Origin of the sequence: Amycolatopsis eburnea, from assembly GCF_003937945.1 — a bacterium.
Classification (GTDB): Bacteria; Actinomycetota; Actinomycetes; order Mycobacteriales; family Pseudonocardiaceae; genus Amycolatopsis; species Amycolatopsis eburnea.
In genome coordinates this window covers 635819-660717 of record NZ_RSEC01000058.1, presented here as the reverse complement: position 1 = coordinate 660717, position 24899 = coordinate 635819, and the positions used below count along the sequence as shown (strand labels likewise).

25 protein-coding genes and 1 tRNA gene are annotated in these 24899 nt (G+C 71.1%); 9 read left to right on the top strand and 17 right to left on the bottom strand.

Annotated elements, in window-relative coordinates; all coding sequences use genetic code 11:
• Positions 1 to 30: 30 nt before the first annotated feature.
• Positions 31 to 378 carry a MerR family transcriptional regulator gene (locus EIY87_RS28570; protein ID WP_125313577.1) on the bottom strand — a complete coding sequence of 116 codons (348 nt, stop codon included), beginning with the start codon at positions 376 to 378 and terminating at the stop codon, positions 31 to 33.
• A 56-nt stretch (positions 379 to 434) separates the two neighbouring features.
• Between EIY87_RS28570 and EIY87_RS28565 the strand changes: the two genes are divergently transcribed.
• From EIY87_RS28565 to EIY87_RS28545, 5 genes are read left to right on the top strand one after another with little or no spacing between them, the layout of a single operon-like run.
• Entirely contained in the window at positions 435 to 1238 is an 804-nt protein-coding gene (locus EIY87_RS28565; RefSeq protein ID WP_125312934.1) for a TIGR03619 family F420-dependent LLM class oxidoreductase, read from the top strand.
• A 32-nt stretch (positions 1239 to 1270) separates the two neighbouring features.
• A complete protein-coding gene (locus EIY87_RS28560) occupies positions 1271 to 2248 on the top strand; it encodes a glycosyltransferase family 2 protein (RefSeq protein ID WP_125312933.1) in 978 nt (325 codons plus the stop codon).
• Positions 2245 to 2676, top strand: coding sequence for a GtrA family protein (locus tag EIY87_RS28555; protein WP_125312932.1), 432 nt, complete (start codon positions 2245 to 2247; stop codon positions 2674 to 2676). Before EIY87_RS28560 ends, EIY87_RS28555 begins: the two co-directional genes overlap by 4 nt.
• A gap of 18 nt (positions 2677 to 2694) precedes the next feature.
• Positions 2695 to 4152, top strand: coding sequence for a glycan biosynthesis hexose transferase WsfD (gene wsfD / locus EIY87_RS28550; RefSeq protein WP_125312931.1), 1458 nt, complete (start codon positions 2695 to 2697; stop codon positions 4150 to 4152).
• Positions 4152 to 4529 (top strand): VOC family protein, encoded by a 378-nt coding sequence (locus EIY87_RS28545; RefSeq protein ID WP_125313576.1) that lies wholly within the window; start codon positions 4152 to 4154, stop codon positions 4527 to 4529. Before wsfD ends, EIY87_RS28545 begins: the two co-directional genes overlap by 1 nt.
• Here EIY87_RS28545 and prfA read toward each other — a convergent pair.
• The 8 genes from prfA to argS all read right to left on the bottom strand — a co-directional run bounded on the left by prfA (position 4526) and on the right by argS (position 14871).
• A complete protein-coding gene (gene prfA / locus EIY87_RS28540; protein ID WP_125312930.1) occupies positions 4526 to 5596 on the bottom strand; it encodes a peptide chain release factor 1 in 1071 nt (356 codons plus the stop codon). The genes EIY87_RS28545 and prfA overlap by 4 nt on opposite strands.
• Before the next feature lie 79 nt (positions 5597 to 5675).
• The gene (rpmE, locus tag EIY87_RS28535; protein ID WP_003102730.1) at positions 5676 to 5903 is read right to left on the bottom strand and encodes a 50S ribosomal protein L31; all 228 of its coding nucleotides are present in this window, start codon (positions 5901 to 5903) and stop codon (positions 5676 to 5678) included.
• Between the two features lie 189 nt (positions 5904 to 6092).
• The gene (gene rho / locus EIY87_RS28530; protein ID WP_125312929.1) at positions 6093 to 8015 is read right to left on the bottom strand and encodes a transcription termination factor Rho; all 1923 of its coding nucleotides are present in this window, start codon (positions 8013 to 8015) and stop codon (positions 6093 to 6095) included.
• Positions 8016 to 8416: 401 nt separating this feature from the next.
• On the bottom strand, positions 8417 to 9304 hold the full coding sequence (gene thrB, locus EIY87_RS28525) for a homoserine kinase (RefSeq protein WP_225440083.1): 888 nt from the start codon (positions 9302 to 9304) through the stop codon (positions 8417 to 8419).
• A 100-nt stretch (positions 9305 to 9404) separates the two neighbouring features.
• Complete coding sequence (gene thrC, locus EIY87_RS28520; RefSeq protein WP_125312927.1) at positions 9405 to 10466, bottom strand: threonine synthase; 1062 nt, start codon at positions 10464 to 10466, stop codon at positions 9405 to 9407.
• Positions 10463 to 11776: a homoserine dehydrogenase gene (locus tag EIY87_RS28515; RefSeq protein ID WP_191984295.1), complete on the bottom strand. Its 1314-nt coding sequence runs from the start codon at positions 11774 to 11776 to the stop codon at positions 10463 to 10465. Before EIY87_RS28515 ends, thrC begins: the two co-directional genes overlap by 4 nt.
• Before the next feature lie 5 nt (positions 11777 to 11781).
• On the bottom strand, positions 11782 to 13212 hold the full coding sequence (gene lysA / locus EIY87_RS28510; protein ID WP_125312925.1) for a diaminopimelate decarboxylase: 1431 nt from the start codon (positions 13210 to 13212) through the stop codon (positions 11782 to 11784).
• A 3-nt stretch (positions 13213 to 13215) separates the two neighbouring features.
• On the bottom strand, positions 13216 to 14871 hold the full coding sequence (gene argS, locus EIY87_RS28505) for an arginine--tRNA ligase (protein ID WP_125312924.1): 1656 nt from the start codon (positions 14869 to 14871) through the stop codon (positions 13216 to 13218).
• Between the two features lie 196 nt (positions 14872 to 15067).
• On the opposite strand from argS, the gene EIY87_RS28500 reads away from it, so the two are divergent.
• Together EIY87_RS28500 and EIY87_RS28495 are read left to right on the top strand one after the other, a co-directional pair.
• Positions 15068 to 15877 (top strand): DUF3105 domain-containing protein, encoded by an 810-nt coding sequence (locus EIY87_RS28500; RefSeq protein WP_125312923.1) that lies wholly within the window; start codon positions 15068 to 15070, stop codon positions 15875 to 15877.
• On the top strand, positions 15874 to 16557 hold the full coding sequence (locus EIY87_RS28495) for a DUF305 domain-containing protein (RefSeq protein WP_125312922.1): 684 nt from the start codon (positions 15874 to 15876) through the stop codon (positions 16555 to 16557). The genes EIY87_RS28500 and EIY87_RS28495 overlap by 4 nt, the downstream gene beginning before the upstream one ends.
• A 1-nt stretch (position 16558) precedes the next feature.
• On the opposite strand, the gene EIY87_RS28490 is transcribed toward EIY87_RS28495, so the two are convergent.
• From EIY87_RS28490 to EIY87_RS28480, 3 genes are all read right to left on the bottom strand, one after another.
• Positions 16559 to 17758, bottom strand: coding sequence for an MFS transporter (locus tag EIY87_RS28490; protein WP_125312921.1), 1200 nt, complete (start codon positions 17756 to 17758; stop codon positions 16559 to 16561).
• Positions 17759 to 17866: 108 nt separating this feature from the next.
• Positions 17867 to 18787 carry a cation diffusion facilitator family transporter gene (locus tag EIY87_RS28485; RefSeq protein ID WP_125312920.1) on the bottom strand — a complete coding sequence of 307 codons (921 nt, stop codon included), beginning with the start codon at positions 18785 to 18787 and terminating at the stop codon, positions 17867 to 17869.
• Positions 18788 to 18941: 154 nt separating this feature from the next.
• Entirely contained in the window at positions 18942 to 20054 is a 1113-nt protein-coding gene (locus EIY87_RS28480; RefSeq protein WP_125312919.1) for an epoxide hydrolase family protein, read from the bottom strand.
• 150 nt (positions 20055 to 20204) lie between these two features.
• Between EIY87_RS28480 and EIY87_RS28475 the strand changes: the two genes are divergently transcribed.
• A tRNA-Arg gene (locus EIY87_RS28475) sits at positions 20205 to 20277 on the top strand.
• Between the two features lie 128 nt (positions 20278 to 20405).
• Here the strand turns inward: EIY87_RS28475 and EIY87_RS28470 are convergent.
• The 5 genes from EIY87_RS28470 to EIY87_RS28450 form a co-directional block, all read right to left on the bottom strand.
• On the bottom strand, positions 20406 to 21077 hold the full coding sequence (locus EIY87_RS28470; protein ID WP_191984294.1) for a site-specific integrase: 672 nt from the start codon (positions 21075 to 21077) through the stop codon (positions 20406 to 20408).
• Positions 21074 to 21916, bottom strand: a complete 843-nt coding sequence (locus tag EIY87_RS28465) for a chromosome partitioning protein (protein ID WP_125312918.1) — start codon at positions 21914 to 21916, stop codon at positions 21074 to 21076. The genes EIY87_RS28470 and EIY87_RS28465 overlap by 4 nt, the downstream gene beginning before the upstream one ends.
• On the bottom strand, positions 21916 to 22614 hold the full coding sequence (locus tag EIY87_RS28460) for a hypothetical protein (RefSeq protein WP_225440082.1): 699 nt from the start codon (positions 22612 to 22614) through the stop codon (positions 21916 to 21918). The genes EIY87_RS28465 and EIY87_RS28460 overlap by 1 nt, the downstream gene beginning before the upstream one ends.
• A gap of 97 nt (positions 22615 to 22711) precedes the next feature.
• The gene (locus tag EIY87_RS28455; RefSeq protein ID WP_125312916.1) at positions 22712 to 23701 is read right to left on the bottom strand and encodes a hypothetical protein; all 990 of its coding nucleotides are present in this window, start codon (positions 23699 to 23701) and stop codon (positions 22712 to 22714) included.
• On the bottom strand, positions 23695 to 24054 hold the full coding sequence (locus tag EIY87_RS28450; RefSeq protein WP_225440081.1) for a hypothetical protein: 360 nt from the start codon (positions 24052 to 24054) through the stop codon (positions 23695 to 23697). The genes EIY87_RS28455 and EIY87_RS28450 overlap by 7 nt, the downstream gene beginning before the upstream one ends.
• A 142-nt stretch (positions 24055 to 24196) precedes the next feature.
• On the opposite strand from EIY87_RS28450, the gene EIY87_RS28445 reads away from it, so the two are divergent.
• Positions 24197 to 24889, top strand: a complete 693-nt coding sequence (locus tag EIY87_RS28445; RefSeq protein WP_125312915.1) for a prepilin peptidase — start codon at positions 24197 to 24199, stop codon at positions 24887 to 24889.
• The last annotated feature ends 10 nt before the right edge of the window (positions 24890 to 24899 follow it).

The following is a 24899-nucleotide window of genomic DNA, read 5'->3' as shown; positions in this document are numbered from 1 at the left end:
TCCTACGCCGTCCAGCGTATCGAGGCGCCCTCAGCGCTCGGCGGACAAGTACCCGGCCAGCGCGCCGCGCCGCCGCTGGAGCGCGCTGATCCGGTCGTCCATCGCGCTCAGCTCGCGGTGCAGCAGGCCGGCCAGCTCCGGGCAGAGGTCGAGGTGCGCCTCCTCGCCGCTCGCGCACTGCAGCGCCGACGAGATCACCTCGGTGTTCAGCCCCGCCGCGAGCAGGCGCCGGATCTGCCGGACCCGGACGACGGCGCCCTCGTCGTAGGCGCGGTAGCCGTTGCCGTCGCGCGACGCCGCGAGCAGGCCCTGCTCCTCGTAGTAGCGCAGCAGCCGCGTGCTGACGCCGGTGCGTTCCGCGAGTTCGCCGATCCGCACTCCCACCCCCTGAAAGGTTGACCTTCACACCGATGTGAATGCCTAACGTCGCCGGCATGACCGAACATTTCCCGGACCTCGAAGTCGTCCTGCCGAACGAACAGCCGCACGTCGAGCCGGCGCGGATCGCCGAGCTGGCCCGGCGCGCCGAAGAGCTCGGCTACCGCGCCGCCTGGCTGCCCGACCACCTGATCCCGCCCGGCCCGTTCGGCGAGGTGTTCGGCGGGGTCCACGAGCCGCTGGTCACCCTCGCCCACCTCGCCGCCGTGACCAGCCGGATCCGGCTCGGGACGGCGGTGGTCATCCTGCCGCTGCGGGAGCCGTTCGCGCTAGCCAAGCAGGCCGCGACACTGGCGAGGCTGTCCGGGAACCGGTTCGACCTCGGGGTCGGCGCCGGCTGGAACGAGCCGGAGTTCGCCGAGGTCGGCGTCGACTTCGCCACGCGCGGCAAGCGGACCGACGAGGCACTGGACCTGCTCGCCGGGCTGTTCCGCACCGGCCGCGGTCCCGGCGGCGGCTACTTCGAGCCGCGGCCGGACCGGCCGGTGCCCCTGACCGTCGGCGGCAACTCCGCGGCGGCGCTGCGCCGGGCCGTCCGGGTCGGGGCGGGCTGGTTCAGCGCGGGGCTCTCCCCCGCCGAGGTCGGCGAGCGCGCCGGAAAGCTCACGGCGATGACAAACGGCCGCGAAACACGGGTCACCGCCAGAATGGATTGGGACGGGACCGATCTCGACTCCGCGACCGCGCGATTCCGCGCGTATATCCTGGCGGGGGCGGACGCGGTGGCCGTCCACTTCGGCCCGGCGGAGACCTTCGAGCAGCGGATGACCACGTTCGCCGAGGCCGTCGCCGGACCCTAGGATGCCCGAGACGCCGACCCACGGGAGCGCCAGTGCCGACCGAGCCGACCACTCGCCGCCGGGTCGCGTTCGTCTTCCCGATCTACAACGAGGAAGCGAACATCGACCTGCTGCACCGCACGGTCGACGAGGTCACGGCGCCGCTGGCCGGGCGGTACGACTTCAGCTTCCTCTACGTCGACGACGGCAGCCGGGACGCCTCGCTGGAGCGGCTGACCGAGCTGTCCGCCCGTGACGCGCGGGTCACCGTCGTCGAGCTGTCCCGCAACTTCGGGCACCAGATGGCCGTGACCGCCGGGCTCGACCTGGTCGACGCGGACGCCGTGGTGATCATGGACAGCGACCTGCAGGACCCGCCGCGCGTGGCCCTCGAACTGCTCGAGAAGTGGGAAGAGGGCTACGACGTCGTCTACGCGCAGCGCCGGTCGCGGCGGGACCCGCCGTTCAAGCGCTACACCGCGAGCGCGTTCTACTGGTTCCTGCGGAAGATGGCCGCGGTCGACATCCCGAAGAACACCGGGGACTTCCGGCTGATCGACCGCAAGGTCGTCGACGAGCTGCGCAAGTACCGCGAACGCGACCGGTTCCTGCGCGGCCTCGTCAGCTACGTCGGGTTCCGGCAGACCGCGGTGCTGTTCGACCGCGACAAGCGCCACGCCGGTGTCACCGGCTACCCGCTGACGAAGATGCTGCGCTTCGCCGCCGACGGCATCCTCGGGTTCTCCACGACGCCGCTGCGGATGATCACGCGGATGGGGTACCTGATCTCGCTGCTGAGCTTCCTCGGCGTGCTCTACGTCGTCGGCGTGAAGGTGTTCGCGCCGGAGACCGCGGTGCCCGGCTGGGCGTTCATCACCATCGCGATGTTCTTCCTCGGCGGCATCCAGATCATCATGCTCGGCGTGCTCGGCAGCTACATCGGCCGCACGTACTCGCAGGTGCAGAACCGGCCGCTGTACACCGTCGCGTCGGTGCGCACCGGCGCCGCCGACCGGAGCGCCGTCCGATGAGGTTCGTCACGGCCACGCAGGTCCGCTTCGGGATCGTCGGCATCGGCAACACCCTGGTCGACGCCCTCGGCTACGCGCTGCTGGCGACGCTCGGCGTCCCGGCGTTCGTCGCCAACTTCCTTTCGACGACGGCGGGCATGCTGCTGTCGTTCACGCTGAACCGGAACTTCACGTTCCGTGCGAAGGACGGCGACGTCCGGAAACAGGCGTTGCTGTTCTTCGGCGTGACGGCGTTCGGGCTCTGGGTGGTGCAGTTCGGCGTCATCACGCTGGTCAGCCACCTGTTCCCGGGCATCAACCTGCTGGTGCCGAAGGGCGCGGCGATCGTCGTCGGGCTGTTCTGGAACTACCTGCTCTACCACTACGTCGTGTTCCGGCACCGCCCGGTTTCGCCCGTTCCCGGTGCAGCGCCCGCCGACTCTGCGTGATCTCGTACGCTGTTCCGGGTGCGAACCCGTGAACTGCGCTTCGGCCTGGGCGTCTTCGTCCTTTCCCTGGGCGTCCTGCTGATCAGGTTCCTCGTGCCGAGGCCGGTCGGGATGGCCGACAACGGCGACGGCTGGCGCCTGCTGTGCGACCTCGGCGGCCGGCACACCGAGATCAAGCCCGAGTTCTACGTGCACTTCAGCTACGGGCCGGGCCAGGGCTGCAAGAGCGACTACATCTCGAGCCAGGCGTGGCTCGACTGGTTCGCGAGCAAGCTCGGGAAGGTGCTCGGCTCGTCGGCGGAGCTCAACCTGCTGGTGCTCGGCTCGATCACGGCCGTGCTGGTCGCGGTGGGCATCGCGGCGACCGTCCTGGCGCTCGACCTCAGCGTGCGCAACCGCCTCATCGCCACGCTCCTGCTGCTGCTCGTGATGGCCGATTCGGCGTTCTTCGGCTACTTCGCCTCGGTGCTCAGCGAGGGCGCCGGGTTCCTGGGGATGCTCCTGATGGCCGGCGGGCTGCTGCTGATGCACCGGACGGGCGCGTGGCGGTACTGGGGCGCGGCGCTGACCGTCGTGGGCGCGCTGATCGGCATCAACGCCAAGTCGCAGACGCTGCTGCTGATCCCGCTGTTCGTGCTGGCGCTGGTGCTGGTCAAGCCGCTCGGCGCGCGCGGGTGGGCGCGGTGGCTGCTGCCGCTGGGCGTGCTGGTGGTCGTGGGCGCGGGGACGGCGGCGGTGCAGTCCCACGGCGACCCGGCCAACGCCGAGTACCGCGAAGCGAACATGTACCACGTGGTGTTCGACAGCATCGTCGACGGCAAGCACGACACGGACGCCGACCTGGCGGCGCTGGGCCTGCCGCCGAGCGCGAAGAAGTTCATCGGCACGGGCTGGTGGGAAGCGAGCCCGTGGAAGGACGCGGACTACAACGGCTTCCGTGACAAGATCAGCCGCCGCAACGTCGTGAGCTACTACGCCTCGCACCCGCAGCGCACGCTGCAGATCCTCCAGCAGGGCGCGGTCGACACGCTGACCGCCCGCCCGTCCCGGCTGGGCAGCTTCGCCGACACGTCCGGGCTGCCGCCGATGGCGCAGGAGTTCCGCGTCCCGGTGTTCTCGGGCCTGTCCGCGCTGGCGGCGCCGCTGGGGCTGTACCTGCTGGTCCCGTTCTGGCTGCTGATCGGCTGGGCCGGCGGGCGCGCGTTCCGCCGGTCGAAGCGCGAGTACGGGATCGTGGTGTTCTTCCTGCTGCTGTTCGCGGTGGGCCAGTTCGGGCTGTCGGCGCTCGGCGAGGGCGTGGAGGGCGTGAAGCACCAGCTGCTGACGCTGTTCCCGACGGTGCTGGCGTTCGTGTTCGGGGTGCTGAGCCTCTTCCCGCGCCCCGCCCGTCCGGAGCCGGAGCCGGAGCCGGACGAGGAGCCGGTGACCGAGGTGTTCGAGGCGTTCCGCGAGCCGGAGGAGCCGGCCGTCCGATGATGCGGATCATGCACCAGGTCGTCACGTTCGACGCCGCCGACCTCGCGGCCGAGAGCCGCTTCTGGGCGGGCGTGCTCGGCGGCGAGGTCGACGAAGACGGCGACTGGCACATGGTCGTGGTCGACGGCGCCCCGCGGGTCGGCGTGCAGCTCGCGCCCGACCACGTGGCGCCGGAGTGGCCCGACGGCGGCACGAAGCAGCAGGTGCACCTGGACCTGTGGGTCGAGGACTTCCCCGAGGCGCACGAACACGTCATGGCGCTGGGCGCGCGGGTGCTGAAGCCGGCGAGCGGCGCCACGGCCGGCGACGACTTCCAGGTCTACGCCGACCCGGCCGGGCACCCGTTCTGCCTGTGCTGGCTGGTGCCGAAGGCTTAGCCGGCCGAAGCGGCCAGCCGCTCTTCGCGGTCCGCCGTCGCAAGCGCGTCGAGGACGCCGTCCAGGTCGCCGTCGAGGACCTGGTCCAGGTTGTACGCCTTGTAGTTCACCCGGTGGTCCGAAATGCGGTTCTCCGGGAAGTTGTACGTCCGGATCCGCTCGGAGCGGTCGACCGTGCGGACCTGGGACTTGCGGGCGTCCGACGCCTTCGCCGCCGCCTCTTCCTCCGCGATCGCCTGCAGCCGGGCCTGCAGGACCTGCAGGGCGCGGGCGCGGTTCTGGATCTGGGACTTCTCGTTCTGGCAGGACACGACGATGCCGGTCGGCAGGTGCGTGATCCGGACCGCGGAGTCGGTCGTGTTGACGCTCTGGCCGCCGGGGCCGGACGAGCGGAAGACGTCGATGCGCAGGTCGTTCGGGTCGATCTCGACCTCGACCTCCTCCGGTTCCGGGTAGATCAGCACGCCGGACGCGGACGTGTGGATGCGGCCCTGGGACTCCGTCGCCGGCACGCGCTGGACGCGGTGGACGCCGCCCTCGAACTTCAGCCGCGACCACACGCCGTCGACCTCCGCCGACTTCGTCTTGATCGACAGCGTGACGTCTTTGAAGCCGCCCAGGTCGGAGTCCACCGAGTCGAGGACCTCCGCCTTCCAGCCGTGGCGCTCGGCGTAGCGCAGGTACATGCGCAGGAGATCGCCGGCGAACAGGGCCGACTCCTCGCCGCCCTCGCCGGACTTGATCTCCATCACGACGTCGGAGCCGTCGTACGGGTCGCGCGGGAGCAGCAGTTCGGTGAGCTTCGACTCCAGCTCGGGGATCTTCGCGGCCAGCTCGTCGGCCTCCGCGGCGAACTCCGCGTCCTCCGCGGACATCTCCCGGGCGGCCGCGAGGTCGTCGCGTGCGGTGTCGAGCTCGTGGACCGCGCGCACCACCGGCGTCAGCTCGGCGTAGCGGCGGCCGAGCTTGCGGGCGCGCGCCTGGTCGGCGTGCACCGCGGGGTCCGCCAGCTGCTGCTCCAGCTCCGCGTGCTCGGCGAGCAGCCCCTTGAGCGAGCTCGAATCCACCTCTGCCACCTCTCAGCCCGGGTAAGAAAGACAAAAAACGACGCCCACCCGCGCAGGCGAGTGGGCGTCGTCGGAAAAGCTACTTGGCGTCGGCCTTCTTCTGGCGCTTGCCGTAGCGAGCCTCGAAGCGCGCGACCCGGCCACCGGTGTCCATGATCTTCTGCTTGCCCGTGTAGAACGGGTGGCAGTTCGAGCAGATCTCGACGTGGATGTTGCCGCTGGTCTTGGTGCTGCGCGTGGTGAAGCTGTTGCCGCAGTCGCAGTTCACGTTCGTGACCACGTACTCGGGGTGAATACCGCTCTTCATGGTGTCCTCTCTCGTTGGCTCCGGGTCCCCAGTCGTTCTCGCGGGGTGAACCGGCGCCGGACTTCAGCGGGTAATTCTGCCAGACGGGCAGACGCTCACTGGAACGCACCCCGCTGACCAGGTATTCCGAACGCCGTGAAGGCCTCCTTACCGGCTTCCGGCGCCGGTAAGGAGGCCTTCACGGACAGCTCAGTCGTCTTCGCTGCCGCCGAGGGCCGTCTTCGAGACCTGCATGAGGAACTCGACGTTCGTCTTCGTCTTCCGCAGCCGCGAGATCAGCAGGTCGATGGCCTGCTGCGAGTCGAGCGCGTGCAGCACCCGGCTCAGCTTCACGGTCACGGCCAGCTCGTCCGGCGAGAGCAGCAGCTCGTCCTTGCGGGTGCCCGACGGGTTGACGTCGACGGCCGGGAACACGCGGCGCTCGGCGATCTTGCGGTCGAGCTTGAGCTCCGCGTTACCGGTGCCCTTGAACTCCTCGAAGATGACCGTGTCCATCGTCGAACCGGTCTCGACCATCGCCGTGGCGAAGATGGTCAGCGAGCCGCCGTTCTCGATGTTGCGCGCCGCGCCCAGGAACCGCTTCGGCGGGTACAGCGCGGTCGAGTCGACACCACCGGACAGGATCCGGCCGGACGCCGGGGCCGCCAGGTTGTACGCGCGGCCGAGGCGGGTGATCGAGTCGAGCAGCACGACGACGTCGTGGCCCATCTCGACCAGGCGCTTGGCCCGCTCGATCGACAGCTCCGCGACCGACGTGTGGTCGGACGGCGGCCGGTCGAAGGTCGAGGCGATGACCTCGCCCTTCACCGAGCGCTGCATGTCGGTGACCTCTTCCGGACGCTCGTCGACCAGGACGACCATCAGGTGGCACTCGGGGTTGTTCGTGGAGATCGCGTTCGCGATGTCCTGCATGATCGTGGTCTTACCGGCCTTCGGCGGCGACACGATCAGGGCGCGCTGCCCCTTGCCGACCGGCATGATCAGGTCGATCACGCGGGTGGTGAGCTTGTGCGACTCGGTCTCGAGGCGCAGCCGCTCGTTCGGGTACAGCGGGGTCAGCTTGGTGAAGTCCGGGCGGCGCTTGGCCTCGTCCGGCTCCAGGCCGTTGATCGAGTCGACGCGCACCAGCGGGTTGAACTTCTGCCGCTGCTGCTCGCCCTCGCGCGGCTGGCGCACGACACCGGTGATGGCGTCACCGCGGCGCAGGCCGTACTTGCGGACCAGCGACAGCGACACGTAGACGTCGTTCGGGCCGGCGAGGTAGCCGGAAGTGCGCACGAAAGCGTAGTTGTCGAGCACGTCCAGGATGCCCGCGACGGGCAGCAGGACGTCGTCCTCGCGGATCTCGGTGTCCGGCGAACCGCCGTCGCGCTGGCCGCCACCGCTGCCGCGGCGACGACGGTCGCGGAAGCGACGGCCGCGACGGCCGCCTTCCTCGTCGTCGTCCGGCTGCTGGTTGCGGTTGTCCTGGCCGCCGCGGTTGCCGCCGTCCTGCTGGTTGCGCTGGCGGTTGCCGTCCTGGCGGTTGTCGCCGCGGTTGCCACCGCCCTGGCGCTGCTGGTCGCGGTTGCCGCCCTGCTGGCGGTCGCCGCCCTGCTGGCGGTCACCCTGGCCCTGCTGCTGGCCGTCCGGGGCTCCGGCGGCGCGGTTGGAGCCGCGGCGACGCCGGCTGCGGCCGCCCTCCTCGGGCTGGCCGTCCTGGCCCTGCGGGGCGTCCTGCTTGTCCTGCTGCGGGCGCTCGGCCTGCGGCTGCGCGTCCGAAGACGGCGCGGACGGCGCTTCGGCCTTCGGCTCCGGCTTGGTCTCGACCGGGGCGGCGGGCGCCTCGGCCTTCGGGGCCGCGGCCTTGGGGGCGTCGCCGACGCCCTCCAGGGGCAGCGTCTCGGCCGCCGCACGCGGCTTGCGCGACTTGCCCTGGCGCTCGCGGATCGCGGCGATCAGATCGCCCTTGCGCATGCCCGTCGTCTCGCCGACGCCGAGTTCCCCAGCCAGCGAACGTAGCTCGGCGACGGTCTTACCGGTCAGCCCGCCGACCGTCCGCTTGGGAGCGGGGGCGGTGCCGTTCGTCTCGGCCGTGCCGCTCACGTCGCTCAAAAGATCGGTGTTGCTCACACATGTCCTTCCTGACCGATCCACGCCTCCAGGTGGATCAGCGGACTGCCGCTCGCTTCTGATCGCGAACCGGCGTATCTGCTCCCCGATACGCGAGACGAGCTCTTCGGCCGTGCGAAACACAGCTGGAGCGCCTCCACCACAGGGGTTTGCGTCCTCCAAACGGAGGACACGGAATTCGGCACCGCCGAAACCGAAAACCCGCCTGCGTTCATCCGCGTTACCCCGCTCGCCAGGCGGTGCGGATTCGGCGGATCAACGAAGGATGCGATCCCGGAGGACCGGCATCGGGTGCGGAAACGCACGGTGATCGAACGCCCCCGCGGGTAGACCGCGCGGGTGCCGGGTGCAACAACCACCCCCCGCGTGGCGGTCCCGGTGGCAGGCACGTGACCCGGCCTTCACTGAGCCGCAACCTGCACACCCGCGAGATCCACGGGCAGCTCGAAGACGTCGAACCCCTCAACGCCGGCGCCCGCCGGGAGTATTCCCGCGGTGGTCAGCGCGAGCACCGTCGGCCCCGCGCCGGACACGGCGGCGGCCACTCCCCGTGCACGCAGCGTCGCCACCAGCTCGGTGCTGGCCGGGTACGCGGGCGCCCGGTAGCTCTGGTGCAGCCGGTCGTCGGTGGCCGCGAGCAGCAGCTCCGGCTTGGCCGTCAGCGCGTGCACGGCGAGCGCGGCGCGGCCGGCGTTGTGCGCCGCGTCCGCGTGCGGCACGACGGCGGGCAGCAGGCCGCGGGTGGTCGCGGTGGCCGAGCGCACCGACGGGACCGCCACGACCGGCCGGATCGCCGGGTGCGGCGTGAGCCGCTCGGCGTGGAACACGCCGCCTTCGCACCAGGCCAGGACGAGCCCGCCGAACAGGCTCGCGGCGGCGTTGTCGGCGTGGCCTTCGAAGCCCGCGGCCAGCTGCAGCGCCTCGGCCGCGTCGAGCTCGCGGCCCGCCAGCGCGTACCCGGCGGCCACCCCGGACACCACCGCGGCCGCGGACGAGCCGAGGCCGCGCGCGTGCGGAATCGCGTTGAAGCAGCGCAGGTGCAGGCCCGGGACCTCGAGGCCGAGGTGCGCGCAGGTCCGCTCGATCGCGCGGTACACGAGGTGGGTTTCGTCGGTGGGGACGTCCGCGACCCCACCGGCTCCGGCGTCGACGACCTCCACCTTCAGCCCGCTGCCGGTGACCGACACCTCGACGACGTCGTGCAGGCCCAGCGCCATGCCGAAGGCGTCGAACCCCGGCCCGAGGTTCGCCGTGGACGCCGGGACGGTGACCTTGAAGCCGCCGGTCACCGGAGCGCCCCAATGTGGCGTTGGTTGCGTCCAGCGCACCCAATGTGGCGTTCGGTGCGTTGGACGCACCGAACGCCACATTGGGGCGCTTGTGGGCCGGTCACCGCAGGTCCAGTGCCGCCGCGACGGCCGAGGGGTCCACCGCCAGCGGCTCGACCTCGACGTTGCCCGCCAGCGCCGTCTGCGGGTCCTTCAGGCCGTGGCCGGTCACCGTGCACACCACGCGGGACCCCTTCGGGAGCCGTCCGTCGGCGGCGGTGGCCAGCAGGCCGGCCACGCTGGTGGCGGACGCCGGCTCGACGAACACGCCCTCGCGCCCGGCCAGCAGCCGGTAGGCCTCGAGGATCTTCTCGTCGGTGACGGCTTCGAAGAGCCCGTCGGACGCTTCCTTCGCCTTCACCGCGGCGGTCCACGACGCCGGGCTGCCGATCCGGATCGCGGTCGCGACCGTCTCCGGGTCCGACACCGGTTCGCCGTGCACGAGCGGCGCCGCGCCGGCCGCCTGGAAGCCGAACATCCGCGGCGTGTTCTTCACCACACCGTCGGCCGCGTACTCCGAATACCCCGCCCAGTAGGCGGTGATGTTCCCCGCGTTGCCGACCGGCAGGCAGTGGATGTCCGGCGCGGTGCCGAGCACGTCACAGATCTCGAACGCGGCGGTCTTCTGGCCGGCGATGCGCACCGGGTTGACCGAGTTGACCAGCGTGACCGGGTAGTCGGCCGCGGTCTTGCGGGCCAGCTCGAGGCAGTCGTCGAAGTTGCCGTCGACCTGCAGGATCCGGGCGCCGTGCAGCACGGCCTGGGCGAGCTTGCCCATCGCGATCTTGCCCTGCGGCACCAGCACGGCGCAGGTGAGGCCGGCGCGCGCGGCGTAGGCGGCGGCCGACGCGGACGTGTTCCCGGTCGACGCGCAGATCACCGCCTTGAGCCCGCTGGCGAGCGCGTGCGTGATGGCCACGGTCATCCCGCGGTCCTTGAACGAGCCGGTCGGGTTGGCGCCCTCGACCTTGAGGTGCACCTCGCAGCCGGTCAGCTCGGACAGGTGGTGGGCGGGCAGCAGCGGCGTGTTGCCCTCGCCGAGCGTGACGACCCGCGCGCCGTCCGGCACCGGGACGCGGTCCCGATAAGCCTCGATGAGTCCGGGCCAGGGGTGCCTGATCACTGGTCTTCGCCTTCCACGCGCATGACGCTGACAACTTCGTGGACGACGTCGAGCTTCGCGATCTCGTCCACAGTGGACTGCAGCGCCGCGTCGGGCGCCTGGTGCGTCACCACGACGAGGCTCGCGCGGTCGCCGACGTCGCTCTGCCGCACGGCCGCGATGCTCACCCCGTGCCCGGCGAACGCCTGCGCCACCTGCGCGAGCACGCCGGCGCGGTCGGCGACGGAAAGGCTTACGTGGTACCGGGTCGGCGTCTGGCCCATCGGCCGCACCGGCAGCGCCGCGTGCGCGGATTCGCGCGGGCCGCGGCCGCCTGCCACCCGGTTGCGGGCCACCGCGACGAGGTCGCCGAGCACCGCGCTCGCGGTCGGCGCGCCGCCCGCGCCCTGGCCGTAGAACATCAGCTCGCCTGCCGCGTCCGCCTCGACGTAGACGGCGTTGAACGCGCCGCCGACGCCCGCCAGCTGGTGGCTGCGCGGGATCATCACCGGGTGCACGCGGGCCGAGACGGACTCGACGCCGTCGTCGTCGGTGACGCGCTCGCAGATCGCCAGGAGCTTGACCGTGCGGCCGAGCCCCCGCGCCGCGGCGAGGTCGGACGCGGTGACGTCGGCGATGCCTTCGCGGTGCACGTCCGACGCCGTCACGCGGGTGTGGAACGCCAGCGACGCGAGGATCGCGGCCTTCGACGCGGCGTCGTAGCCGTCGACGTCGGCGGTCGGGTCGGCCTCGGCGTACCCGAGGCGGCTGGCCTCGTCGAGCGTCTCGGCGTAGCCGGCGCCGGTGGAGTCCATCGCGGACAGGATGTAGTTCGTGGTGCCGTTGACGATGCCCATCACCCGCGTGATGCGGTCGCCGGCCAGCGATTCGCGCAGCGGGCGCAGCAGCGGGATGGCGCCGGCCACCGCGGCCTCGAAGTAGAGGTCGGCGCCCGCCGCGTCGGCGGCCTCGAACAGGTCGGCCGAGTGCTCGGCGAGCAGCGCCTTGTTCGCGGTGACCACGGACTTCCCGGCCTTCAGCGCGGCCAGCAGCCAGCCGCGCACCGGCTCGATCCCGCCGACCAGCTCGACCACGACGTCGACGTCGTCGGACGTCACGAGCTTCTCGGCGTCCGCGGTCAGCAGCTCCGGCGGCAGCTCGGGGTGCTTGTCCGGGCGGCGCACGGCGATGCCGGCCAGTTCGACCGGCGCGCCCGCCCGCGCCGCCAGCTCCTCGGCCTGCTCGGTGAGCAGCCGGGCGACCTCGCCGCCGACCGTCCCGCAGCCGAGCAGGGCGACGCGGATGGCGGGGCGTTCCTCAGGGGCAGCCACTGTGTTCAGACCTCCAGGCGGAGCATGTCGTCGGTCGTCTCCCGCCGCAGCAGCAGCCGGGAGCTGCCGTTGCGCACCGCGACCACGGCCGGGCGCGGCTGCCGGTTGTAGCTGCTCGCCATCGAGTAGCAGTAGGCGCCGGTCGCCGCGACCGCCAGCAGGTCGCCGGGAGCCAGGGTGTCGGGCAGCCAGCAGTCTCGTACGACGATGTCGCCGGACTCACAGTGTTTTCCCACGACCCGGGACAGCACGGCCTGCACCGGCTGCTCGTTGTCGCCCGCGGACCGGGAAACGACGCGGACGTCGTACACCGCGTCGTAGAGGGCGGTCCGGATGTTGTCGCTCATCCCGCCGTCGACGCTGACGTACCGCCGCGCCGACTCGTCGCCGAGCGAGACGTCCTTGATGGTGCCGACCTCGTACAGCGTGATCGTGCCCGGACCGGCGATCGCGCGGCCCGGCTCGCCCGCGATGCGGGGCACCGGCAGGCCCGCGTACGCGCACTCCTTGCGGACGATCTCGCGGATCTGCGTGATCATCTGCGCCGGCGGCGGCGGGTTGTCCTTCTCGGTGTAGGCGATGCCGAACCCGCCGCCGAGGTCGACCAGGCTCAGCTGGTCGAGCAGCTCGGTGCCGTGCTCCTTGGCCAGGTCGGCGAGCAGCCCGACGACGCGGCGGGCGGCCACCTCGAAGCCGTCGGCGTCGAAGATCTGCGAACCGATGTGGCTGTGCAGGCCGACGAGCTTGAGCGAGGACGCGTTGAGCACCCGGCGGACCGCTTCGGCGGCGTCACCCGACGCCAGGGAGAAGCCGAACTTCTGGTCCTCGTGGGCGGTCGCGATGAACTCGTGGGTGTGCGCCTCGACGCCGACGGTCACCCGGATCAGCACCGGCTGCACGACGTCGTGGCGCGCGGCGATGTCGCTCAGCCGCGCGATCTCGTAGTAGGAGTCGAGCACGACCGTGCCGACGCCCGCGACGACCGCGGCTTCCAGTTCCGCGGGCGACTTGTTGTTGCCGTGGAAGGTGATCCGCTCGGCCGGGAAGTTCGCGCGCTGCGCCACGGCGAGCTCGCCGCCGCTGCAGACGTCCAGGCTCAGCCCCTGCTCGGCCACCCAGCGGGCGATCTCGATGGAGAGGAACGCCTTGGACGCGTAGTGCACGAGCGAGGGGTCGTCGAACGCCTCGGCGTAGTCCGCGCAGCGGGACTTGAAGTCGGCCTCGTCGACGACGAACAGCGGCGTGCCGTGCTGCTCGGCCAGCTCGCGGACGTCGACGCCGGCGATCCGGACGACGCCGTCGGCGGCGCGGAAGGTGTTGCGCGGCCACACTTTCGCGGGCAGCTTGTCGAGCTCCTCGGCCCCGGACGGCTGGAGCCCGGAGGTGTCGGCGTGGGGGTAGACGTCGGCGTGCCTGGGGCCCGCGGGGTGCGCCATTTCTTACATCCGTTCCGGAGCGGAGACACCGAGGAGGGCCAGGCCGTTCGCCAGCACCTGGCGGGCGGCCTCGCACAGCGCGAGCCGGGCGTACGTCAGAGGGGTCGCCTCTTCGTCGCCCATGGGCAGCACGCGGCCCACGGTGTAGAACTTGTGGTAGGCGCCCGCGAGTTCTTCGAGGTAGCGCGCGATCCGGTGCGGCTCCCGCATTTCGGCGGCGCGGCGCACGGTTTCCGGGAACTCGCCGATGGTGCGGATCAGGTCGCCCTCGGCGGGCAGGGTCAAGAGTCCGAAGTCGACGTCCGAAGTGGACTTGATGCCGAGATCGGCGGCGTTGCGCTGCAGGGACGCCAGCCGCGCGTGCGCGTACTGGACGTAGTAGACCGGGTTGTCGTTGGAGTGCTTGCGCAGCAGGTCCAGGTCGACGTCCAAAGTGGAGTCGACCGAGTAGCGGATCAGCTCGTAGCGGGCCGGGTCGACGCCGACGGCCTCGACGAGGTCCTCCATGGTGATCACGGTGCCCGCGCGCTTGGACATCCGGACCGGCTTGCCGTCGCTGACCAGGTTGACCATCTGGCCGATCAGCACCTCGACGGTGGCCGGGTCGTCGCCGAACGCCGCGGCGGCGGCCTTCAGGCGGGCGATGTAGCCGTGGTGGTCCGCGCCGAGCATGTAGATGCACAGGTCGAAGCCGCGGTTGCGCTTGTCCTTGAAGTAGGCCAGGTCACCGGCGATGTAGGCCGGGTTGCCGTCCTGCTTGATGACGACGCGGTCCTTGTCGTCGCCGTACTCCTTCGACTTCAGCCACCAGGCGCCGTCTTCGAAGTAGAGGTTCCCGGAGTCCTTCAGCTCCTGCACCGCCGCGTCGACCGCGCCGGACTTGTGCAGCGAGTCCTCGTGGAAGTAGACGTCGAAGTCGGTGCCGAACTCGTGCAGGCTGGACTTGATCTCGCCGAACATCAGCTCGATGCCGATCCGGCGGAACGTCTCGTGCCGCTGCTCCTCCGGCAGCGAGAGCGCGCTCGGCTCGGCCTTGATGACCTCGGCGGCGATGTCGTTGATGTAGCCGCCCGCGTACCCGTCCTCCGGCGCGGGCTCGCCCTTCGCGGCGGCGATCAGCGACCGGACGAACCGGTCGATCTGGGCACCGGCGTCGTTGAAGTAGTACTCGCGCGTGACGTCGCCGCCCTGCGCGGCCAGCACGCGGCCGAGCGCGTCGCCGACCGCGGCCCAGCGGGTGCCGCCGAGGTGGATCGGGCCGGTCGGGTTCGCCGAGACGAACTCGAGGTTGATCTTGGTGCCGGCCAGCGCGTCCCCGCGGCCGTACGCGGCACCGGCGTCGAGGACCTGGCGCACGATGTCGCCCTGGGCGGCGGCGGCGAGCCGGAAGTTGAGGAAGCCCGGACCGGCCACCTCGGCCGAGGCGACGCCGTCGTCCGCCGAGACCGCCTCGGCCAGCGCCTCGGCGAAGTCGCGCGGCTTCAGCCCGGCCTTCTTGGCCACTTGGAGGGCGATGTTCGTCGCGTAATCGCCGTGTTCGGGGTTGCGCGGGCGTTCGATGGTCACCTGCTCCGGCAGCACGGCGTCGTCGATGCCGCGTGCGGCGAGCACCTGCACGGCGGAGCTGCGGACCAGGTCGGCGAGAGCGGCGGGAGTCACTCGTCGAATTCTAGGTGTGCCCTGGTGGGGCGCTTGCATCGGTCTCGGCCACATCACGGTCGGCGTCCGCGTGAGGCGTTAACGGTGATCAGACGCGTGGTCTCTACACTGGCCCGGGCGGGAATCCGTCCGCAGCCACCAGAGGGAGAACGCGGGAGCCATGGCGAACGGGACAACTCGGAAAAAGGGTTCGGCGGTGAAGGCGGCCCGCGGTTCCGTGGTGAGCAAGAAGGGCACGCCCTGGGGCACGATCATCGCCGTCGTGGCCATCGTCGCACTGGCCGGCGCCGTGATCACCTACTACATGGTGGCGTCCGCGCCGAAGCGCGAGCAGTCCGACCGCGAGGCGGCGGCCGCGTCCTTCGCGCCGACGGCGTCCGACCCGGACCCCTCCAAGCGCATCCCCGGCGTGGTGACCGCGACCTACACCGGCAGCGTGCACGTGCTCCCGACCGAGCGCGTCGCCTACGACAAGACCCCGCCGTTCGGCGGCCCGCACGACGGGTACTGGGCCACCTGCACCGGCACGGTGTACCCGAACGCCGTCCGCACCGAGAACATGGTCCACGGCCTCGAGCACGGCGCCGTCTGGATCGCCTACAACCCGGACCAGGTCACCGGCGACGCGCTGAACCTGCTCAAGGTCCGCGTCGAGGGCAAGCCGTACACGATGATGTCGCCGTACCCGGGCCTGGACAAGCCGATCTCGCTGCAGTCCTGGGGCCACCAGCTGAAGCTGGACAAGGCCGACGACCCGCGCATCGACGAGTTCATCGCGGCGCTGCGGAGCAACCCGAACGGCGTCTACCCCGAGGTCGGCGCCTCCTGCGACGCGCTCGGCCCGGGCCAGTTCGACCCGGACAACCCGCCGCCGTTCGACCCGTCGAAGCCGGGCCCGGACGCCAAGCCGATGGACTACAAGGGCACGCCGAACGCCCAGGCCGACCAGAACGGCGGCATGAGCCAGCAGCCGTCGGCACCCGCGTCGGGCACGCCCACCAAGTGAGTTCCGAAGAACAACCCACGTGGTCGCGCTGGGTGATCATCGGCGGGACGCTCCTCGCGGTCCTGCTGATCGGCGCGACCGCGGGCATGTTCCTGACCCGCGCGATCGACGACGCCCCGGCTGCCACCCCGGCAGCCGGGTCCGTCGAGGTCGGCTTCGCCCAGGACATGTCGACGCACCACCTGCAAGCCGTGACGATGGCCGGCTGGGCCCGCGACCACTCGACCGACCCGGAGATCCGCCAGCTCGCGTTCGACATCGAGCGCACCCAGCTGGAGCAGGTCGGCCGCATGAAGGGCTGGCTCATGCTGTGGGACCAGCCCGAGCAGCCGATCGGCGCCCCGATGAAGTGGATGACGGAGCCGATGCCGGGCCACGACGGCATGGCGATGGGCACCGGGTCGGTCAACCCCGGCGCCGGCCCGCTGATGCCGGGCATGGCGACCGAGGCCGAGCTGGCCAAGCTGCGCTCGCTGTCGGGCAAGCAGCTGGACGTGTTCTTCCTCCAGCTGATGCTCCGCCACCACCAGGGCGGCACGGCGATGGCCCAGTACGCGACGGCCCATTCGAACCTCACGGCGTTGCAGGCGCTGGTGCGGAGCATCTTGACTTCGCAGGGGGCCGAGATGGACCAGATGAAGCTGATGCTTTCGGCCCGGGGCGCGCAGCCCCTCCCCTGACTCAGCTCCGCCGGGCCACCAGCGCGAGCGGCGTGAGCGCGAGCACCGCCGCGACGCCGGCCACGAGCGCGTACCCGCCCAGCCCGAACAGGCCGCCGGCGATGATGCCGCCGAGCCCGGAGGCGCTCCACACCAGCGCGTCGATGACCCCCTGCAACTGGGTGCGCTCGTCGTCGGCGAGGCTGCGGCTCAGCAGCGCGCTCGACCCGACGAACACCAGGTTCCAGCCGTAGCCCAGCAGGAACAGCGCCAGCGGCAGCCCGGCGGTGTGCGACGTCGGCGCGGCGATCACCGTCACGGCGGCGAGCACCAGCACGCCGACCCCCGCCGTGATCGTGGCCCGCCCGCCGATCCGGTCGGCGATCTTCCCGGACAGCGGCGCCAGCGCGAACATGCCGATCATGTGCGCGCTGAGCACGTAGCCGACGACCTCGAGGCCGTGTCCTTGGCGGTGCAGCTGCAGCGGCGTCATCGTCATGACGGTCACCATGGTCACGTGCGCCGCGGTCATCGACACCAGCGGAACCAGCACGACCCGCCGCTTCAAGGCGGCGGCCACGCGGGCGAGCGTCAGTGGCGGGCGCTTCGGGCCTTGGGCGGGGAAGGCCGTCTTCGGCATGGTCGCGCTGGCCAGGAGCGCGATGGTGCACAGCAGCGCCGCGAAGCCGATCGCGCCGGAGGTGCTCGGCAGCCCGAAGAACCCCGCGGTGGCGGCGGCCGGCTCGAGCAGCGCGGGCCCGGCGATGGCGCCGATGGTGCCCGCCCAGACGATGATGGAGAGCGCGAACCCCTTGCGGTTGTCGGGGTACAGCTCGGCCGCGGTGTACCGCACCAGCCCCGCGGCGCCGTTCCCGATCCCGAGCATGGCGAGGCCGGGCAGCAGGAGCAGGAGATTGGCGAACACCCCGCCGAGGAATGCGACGAGCCCCCCGAACGCGGCGACGCCGTAAACCAGTTTCAACGAGGTCCGCGCACCCTTTTTCCCGATGAGCACCCCGAGGTAGAGCGCCCCGAAAGCGGTACCGGCGACGACCGCCGCGTTGGGAATTCCGCTCCACCCGTCCCCGTGCGCGTCGGAAGCGATGAGCGTGCTGACCGTGGTCGCCCCGGTGACGGCGGTGTTCAGCGCCGCGGCGCCGGTGAACAGCACCCCCATCGCCCGCGTTCTTACCGTCGTGGTCTTCGTCACGATTTCCGTCATGGACCGACGGTAGTACCGCCATTAGGCCGAGCTATTCCTCATTCTTGCGCGATTGCTCCTGGGTCTTGCATTCCGGGGAATCGGTGATCAAGCAGACTGCGGATTCCGTCACCAGGACAGTTCTTGACAACGACGTGCGCACTGCGGCGCCTCGACCTGCAACGTCGCGTGCTCGATCGCGTACCGCGACGCCAGCAGGTTCTGCGCCTCCGTCAGCACGTCCGACTGCTGCGCGGGCGGCGCCAGCGTCAAGTGCGCCGAAGCCACCTCCATGCCCGAGGTCAACGTCCAGATGTGCAGGTCGTGCACGTCCGCCACGCCGGGCAGCGCGGCCAGTTCGGCGTTGATCGCCCCGACGTCGACGCCCTGAGGTGCGTGCTGGAAGAGGATGCGCAGCGCCCGGCGGGCCAGCACCCACGTGCGGGGCAGCACGAACAGGCCGATCGCGACACCGATGATCGGGTCGGCGTAGCGCCAGCCCGTCAGGAGCGTCAGCGCGCCGCTGATCAGGACGCCGACCGAGCCGATCAGGTCCGCGACCACTTCGAGGTACGCGCCGCGGACGTTGAGGCTCTCCTTCGCCCCTGAGCGCAGCACCGTGAACGACACCACGTTGGCCACCAGGCCGGCCGCCGCGGCGAGCAACACGGGTAGGCCGGGGACCGCGGGCGGGTCGCCGATGCGGCCGACGGCCTCGACGAGGACGTAGCCCGCGACGCCGAACAGCAGGATCGCGTTGCCGAGCGCGGCCAGCACCTCCGCGCGGTAGAGGCCGAAGGTGCGGCTGACCGTGGGACCGCTGCGGCGCGCCAGGATGATCGCGGCAAGTGCCATGCCGACGCCGAGGACGTCGGTGAACATGTGCGCCGCGTCCGAGATCAGGGCCAGCGAGCCGGTCGCGAAGCCGACGACGAACTCGAGCACCATGAAGCCGGCGCCGACGGCCAGGGCGATGGTCAGGCCGCGCACGTACCGGCCCGACGCGCTCGCCGGCGCGATCGCGTGCCCGTGGCCGTGTCCCTGCCCCATACCGCCTCCGTTCCCGGTTCACCTTCGCCGCAAACATATAGTGGGATGCGCATATGTGCAACAGAGGGCAGCCTAAGTTCACCCACCCGGAAAGCTACCCCGGCGGACGGTCACGACCAATCCACCAGGCGGGGTGTCCCGCCTGGTGGACCCGTCACGCTTCGCGAACCAGCCGGAAGAACCCGCGAACCTGCTCGACGAACAGCCGCGGCTGCTCGAGCGCGGCGAAGTGCCCGCCGACGGGCAATTCCTCGAACCAGCGCAGATCGGTGTAGCGCTGCTCGGCCTGCCGCCGCGACGGCCGCACGATCTCCTTGGGGAACACCGAAACCCCGGCCGGAACGTCCACCGTGGACAGATCACGGTCGTTGTTCTCCCAGTACATCCGCGCCGAGGAGGCCGCGGTCGCGGTGAACCAGTAGACGGAGATGTCGTCGAGGATCTTCTGCCGGTCGACGGCGTCCTCGGGGTTCCCCTTGTGGTCGGTCCAGGCCCAGAACTTCTCGGCGATCCAGGCGGCCTGCCCGACGGGCGAGTCGGTGAGCCCGTAACCGAGCGTCTGCGGCCGCGTGCCCTGCTCGGCGGAGTAGCCGCTCCCGGTCCGCCGGAACTCCTGCAGGTCGTCCAGCGCCCGCTGTTCGGACGCCGTCAGCTCGCCCTGGTCCAGCCGCACGGGCGCGAAGTTGACGTGCACCCCGGCGACCCGCTCCGGCGCGACCTTCGCGAGCGCGTTGGTGATGGCGGCACCCCAATCGCCACCTTGGGCGCCGTAGCGGTCGTAGCCGAGCGACACCATCAGCTCGTCCCACAGCGCGGCGACGCGCGGGATCTTCAACGCGGGCTTGTCGCTCCACCCGAACCCGGGCAGCGACGGCACGACCACGTGGAACGCGTCGGCCGGATCACCCCCGTGCGCCCCGGGATCGGTGAGCGGCCCGACGACGTCGAGGAACTCCAGCACGGACCCGGGCCACCCGTGGGTGAGCACGAGCGGCAGCGCGTCCGGCTGCTCGGAGCGGACGTGCAGGAAGTGCACCCCGACCCCGTCGATCGTGGCCCGGAACTGCGGAAAGGCGTTCAGCCGCCGCGCGAACCCGAAGTCGTACTCCTCACCCCAGTCCCGGCAGAGCTCCTTGACGTAGGCCAGCGGCACACCCTGCGACCAGTCCCCCACGGTTTCGGCCTCGGGCCACCGGGTCCGCCGCAACCGCTCCCGCAGGTCGGCGATATCGCCCTCGTCGAGAGCTACCTGAAACGGCTCGGCCATCACGGCTCCTTCGGGTGGGGTTCCCCACGCTAGCGACGGTCCGCGCAGCCGATCAACTTCATACTGCTGACCTGGGGAAATGCGGGTGGGGGAACCTGCGCGCGAGGGGGCTGGGGGATGCGCTAAGCTTTCGAGGTCGCCCAGCGATGGGCCCTCGTAGCTCAGGGGATAGAGCACTGCCCTCCGGAGGCAGGTGTCGCAGGTTCGAATCCTGCCGAGGGCACCCCGTCTGAACACACAAAACCGGCCCCTACCAGCGAGAACGCGGTAGGGGCCGATTCGCGTCTTACCCGGCCAACCCCGGCGGACTACGGCCGAATCCGGGTGCCAGCGGCCAATGTACGGCCACGCTCACCGGCGCGTGCCGAGCGCCGTCTCAACCTGCCGCCGGGCGGCCTGCTCCCCGCCGTCGAGGAAGCTGGCGTAGACCTCAAGCAGGACGGCGATCGACTGGCCTGCCCATTGGGCGACCGTCGCGGCCGGAACTCCGGCGGCAAGCCACGTGCTCACGGCAGCGTGCCGGAGGTCGTACGGTCGGCCGGCGAGCGGACCCCGCGCCACTTGGGGCGTGAACGTCGCCTCACGGGCCGCGCGGAACACCTTGGTGTAGGTGACCTTCGAGACCGGTCCCCCGCGCTCCCCGACGAACAGGCGCCCGTCCGGGCCGTACCCGAACCGCTCGACATGGCGCCACAGGATGGCAGTCAGCTCCGGCGGGCACGGCACCTCTCGCACGTCGCCCGCGGCCCGCGACTTGAGCGGCCGGTTCTCCCCCACCGTGCCCGTGTCCGTCCACAGAGCATCGATGTACGGCCGGGCGCCTTCGAGTGCGTCCATCGGCGGCCGGCCGGCGGACTCGTCGGCCCGGACGCGGTGGCTGAGCTGGCTGGACAGCTCGTCGCGCAGGTGCTGCCGCAGCCGTTCCACCGCCGCGGTCTCACCGGCGGGCCGGTGCGGAAGGTCTGTCGGTCCAGGCAAGTGCGGGCGGCCGTTGACCGGCGCGGCCAGGTCGGGGCGCGTCATGGCGTCGCCCCGTTCCGGATGTGCGGGCCGACCCGCTGTGGGGGTACGCCTGGGACCGAATCGCCAACAACCGCCAGCCGCAGGTGCAGTGGCCGGCTTCCGTCGGTGGTGGTCGGCTGGCGCCCGTGCGCGTGGAGGTTCACGGCGATCGCTGCCGCGGCCCGACCGAGCGCGGACTTATCCGCCCCGCGCCAGCCTGTGCCCTGGCCGCTGAACATCGCCGCGCCCTTGGTGTCGGCAGGCACCCGGCCCATCACCGGGATCTGCAGCGTCTGCGAGACCTCCGCAGTCGGGTAGCCGTCGCCCACCAGGACGAGGCACGGTCGGCGTGACCACTGCTGGGCGGCCTGCAGCTTGAGCGCGACGTGGGCGAGCTCGTCGTCGCGCGGGCGGGAGAGCAGCAGCATCGCGTCCGCACCACGGACGATCGGCAGCGCGGGAGAACCGGGATCGACCCGGCCGCAGTCAGCGATGACCACGGTGTCCGGCTGGTCGGCCGCTCGACGCAGCGGCGACGAGACTCCGGAGGCCAGCACGGCGAGCGCTGCACGAGCTTGTTCAGCGCCGACCGGGCCAGACACGACCCGCAAGCCGCCCAGCAGAGACTGTGCGTGCTGAACGAGCAGGCTCGGGTCGGCACCTCCACGGCCTCGGGCCGCTGCGGCCCAGCTGACCAGGCCCGGTGTGTCGGGCAGCCGGAAGCGGGCCATCAGGTCACCGCCGGCCGGGTCGGCTTCGACGACTATCAGACTCTGCTGGGGCGGCCAGCAGGCGCCGAGCGCGGTCGCCAGGGTGGTCGCGCCGGGTGAGCCCTTGAGGGAGCAGACGGCGATCAGCATCAGCGTCCTCCCCCGGCAATAGCGACGAGACTGAGCTGACCCGCCGGGGCCGAAGCCAACGCGCGAGCGTCCGATTCGGGCAGCTGCAAGGAGACCACGGTGATCTGCTCGGTCTCCCGGGCGGCAACTGCGGTCACTACCGCAGTCCATGACGACGTCTGGCCGAGCGGCGTTCCGACGGCTGGGCTTTGCCCTGGCGTCGCGAGGACCGCCACCGTGGTGCCGGGCGCCAGGTCGGGCGGAAACTGTCCCGGTTTGAGCCCAACCGCCGCTACACCCTTGCCGGACGCAGGAATCTGAGGAACGCCGAGGACCGAGCGGGTCACCAGCGAGCCGACGGGCAGGCTGAATGCCACCGGACGGCCGACCACTGTGGATGCTGCCGACGCGGGCAGCACGTCCATTCCGGAGTCCACCGCCATGCTGACCTGCTTGAGATCCTGAACCTCGAGAAGTTGGCCCACGGCAACGGCACGGGCCAGAGCGATGACGCTCTCGCGGTCGCCAAGCTGCATCCCGGCGAACACGCCTCCGGCCGAGCACACGGCGACCAGCAGGACGCCGAGCAGCAGGTGGGGCACGCTGCGGCGCCGGCCCCCGCCACTCAGGCGTGTGGGCGTCTTGCCATCACGGCTCGCCCACGAGTTCAGCGACGCGGGTTTCGCGTCCAGGCTGGTTGAACTTGCGGTAGTTGTCACCACCGACCTCCTCAAGGCATGACGCCATCGCGACGCGTCAACTCGGGTGTTCGACGTGCCTTTTCTCAACGGGGGGTTGTGTTGTGCGTGCCGGGCCTCAGCCGGTCGCGATTCCCTGGCTCTCCGCCACTCGGAACGCCGCCGAGGCCGACGTCGTCATGTTCGGGAACGTGCCGCCCGTGCCTGCGCCCGACCACGTCACGGTCCAGTTCACCGTGGCGGTCACCGGGAACGCGTCCGAGCGCTGGCCAGCCGAGGACGTCTTGTACGTGTAGCCGCAGTCCGGCGACGCGCTCTTCGGGTCACCGCCTCCGGGAAACGGCGAGCCGGGGCCGGTGCAGGTCACCGAACCGCCTTCGCCCATCGACCAGGTCACCGAGGTCGGCTTGGCGACCGCGGTCACCGAGACCCCCGGCACCGACGCGGTGGCCGAGACGTCGCCCCAGCTGCTCGGGTCCAGCCACAACCAGGTCGGCAAGGTGACCAGCTGGTCGCCGGCCGGATTCGCTTTGATCTTCGGCGCGGGCAGACGCAGCTGGTTCCGCGCCTGCGCGGCGAGCTCAGCTGGCGATGGTAGCGGCGCCGGACCTGGTTCACCGTCCGCGATCCAGACGGGTGGCCGGTACAGCGCGTCCCGGAAGCCGGCCCCGGTGCACTTGTAGACGTACCAGGCGCCGGACGGCGGCTGCGCGCCCGCCAGTTGCCGATAGGCAGCGGGCACCGCCGTGGCCGGTACAGTCCTCGGTGGGACATGGAACGCTGCCGGCTGAGCGCTTCCAGGTGGCGGTCCCTGGTATCCGCTGCGCTCGTAGCCGCACTGGGCGAGGTTGCCGCCGCCGATGATCGTGTCGCCGCCGGGATCCGAAGGTCCGCCGCCGGAGTTGTGGTGCCCTGGGCCTCCGGGCTTGTTCGGCTGGTTGCCGTGGTCGCCGCCCTGCTGCCCGCCCTTGCCCGCGCCGAGTTCGCAGCCGGGGTTCGGGTACTGGCTGCAGTCGGTGTAGCCGTAGCCGTCGGCGAGCGCGGGCGCGGCGCCGATCACCACGATGGCCGCCGCCAGCACGGCCGCGGGCGCCGCACGGTTCAGCATGTCCCCAGCCCCTCGACCGCGAACCTGGTGACCTTCCACGAGCCGTCCGCCTGCTTCTTGACCTCCGCGGTGATCGCGCGGTGCCCGCCCGGCGAGTCGGTGAAGGGTGAACCATCCTTCTTGTACTTCAGCCAGTTCGCGCTGTCCCCGCAGTCGGAGATCATGATCGTCGTGGGCTTGCTCGGCGGCTTCTCCTCGGTGACCTTCGGGCTCGTCACCGGCGCTCCCTTCGACACCACGCCGTTGAGGTGGTCGGTGTAAAGGCTGCGGTTGATCACGCCGAGCGCGTCACCGGTCGCGTACTTCGCCACTTCGGGTGATTGCCAGTCCGCCGTCTCACCGGCCTTTGCCATCGCCCGCCACATGCCGACGTAGGCATCGGTCGCCAGCTGGGGCGCAGGAGTCGGCTGCGGAACCGAGGTCGAGCTGGTCGCTGGCGGGTTCGACGCAGAGGCCGACGGTGCGGAAGAACCGCCGCCGGAGCACGCGCTGAGCGTGAGCGCGGCGAAGCTAAGCAAGATCGCGTGGGTTGACACCTTCGTCCATGATGGACGAACCGCACCTGACGGAGTCGACATCATTCCGCTACCCCTGTTCATCCTGACCGGCATCACGGCCGCCGTCGCGGTCGTGATGGGCGGTGCGCTCGTGGTCCGTTCTCCCCGCCGGCAGGTAGCGGCGCAGCTGGTGATCGCGGCCGCACTCGTCGGCGCGCTCGCCTGGCGCGTTCACGACGTGGCGCCGTTCGCGATTTCCGAGAGCGTGGCGGCGTTCGGCGTGCCACTCGCCTTCGCCGACGCGCGACACCGTCGCCTGCCGAACCTGCTTGTTCTCGGACTCGCCGGTTCGGTCGGCGCCGCCGTCATCGCTACCGCTGTCGTCGACCACGACGGCGGTTCGCTGGCTCGCGCACTCGCCGGTGCGGCCGTGACCGCCGCGTTCTTCCTCGCCGTGTACTTCATGGCGCCCGGCCACCTCGGTGGCGGGGACGTGAAGCTGGCCGTACCTCTCGGCGCGGCGCTTGTGTGGTTCGGATGGCCAACGCTCGTTCTCGGCAGTCTGCTGCCCTGGCTGGCCGCCGCGATCGCGGTGACGATCATGCGTCTCGGTCGGCGTCGGACCGCGATCCCGATGGGGCCGTTCCTGATCGCCGGCACGCTGGCCGCCATGCTCCTCGCGAACGGGTAGCCGACTGATC

Bases quoted from the DNA above. Each gene is read 5' to 3' on its own strand.
- EIY87_RS28565 (WP_125312934.1), top strand. From the start codon at position 435: ATGACCGAACATTTCCCGGACCTCGAAGTCGTCCTGCCGAACGAACAG.
- EIY87_RS28485 (WP_125312920.1), bottom strand. From the start codon at position 18,787: ATGGGGCAGGGACACGGCCACGGGCACGCGATCGCGCCGGCGAGCGCG.
- EIY87_RS28545 (WP_125313576.1), top strand. From the start codon at position 4,152: ATGCGGATCATGCACCAGGTCGTCACGTTCGACGCCGCCGACCTCGCG.
- EIY87_RS28555 (WP_125312932.1), top strand. From the start codon at position 2,245: ATGAGGTTCGTCACGGCCACGCAGGTCCGCTTCGGGATCGTCGGCATC.
- EIY87_RS28465 (WP_125312918.1), bottom strand. From the start codon at position 21,916: ATGCTGATCGCCGTCTGCTCCCTCAAGGGCTCACCCGGCGCGACCACC.
- rpmE (WP_003102730.1), bottom strand. From the start codon at position 5,903: ATGAAGAGCGGTATTCACCCCGAGTACGTGGTCACGAACGTGAACTGC.
- EIY87_RS28455 (WP_125312916.1), bottom strand. From the start codon at position 23,701: ATGCTGAACCGTGCGGCGCCCGCGGCCGTGCTGGCGGCGGCCATCGTG.
- EIY87_RS28490 (WP_125312921.1), bottom strand. From the start codon at position 17,758: ATGACGGAAATCGTGACGAAGACCACGACGGTAAGAACGCGGGCGATG.
- EIY87_RS28480 (WP_125312919.1), bottom strand. From the start codon at position 20,054: ATGGCCGAGCCGTTTCAGGTAGCTCTCGACGAGGGCGATATCGCCGAC.
- EIY87_RS28450 (WP_225440081.1), bottom strand. From the start codon at position 24,054: ATGGCAAAGGCCGGTGAGACGGCGGACTGGCAATCACCCGAAGTGGCG.
- EIY87_RS28470 (WP_191984294.1), bottom strand. From the start codon at position 21,077: ATGACGCGCCCCGACCTGGCCGCGCCGGTCAACGGCCGCCCGCACTTG.
- lysA (WP_125312925.1), bottom strand. From the start codon at position 13,212: ATGGCGCACCCCGCGGGCCCCAGGCACGCCGACGTCTACCCCCACGCC.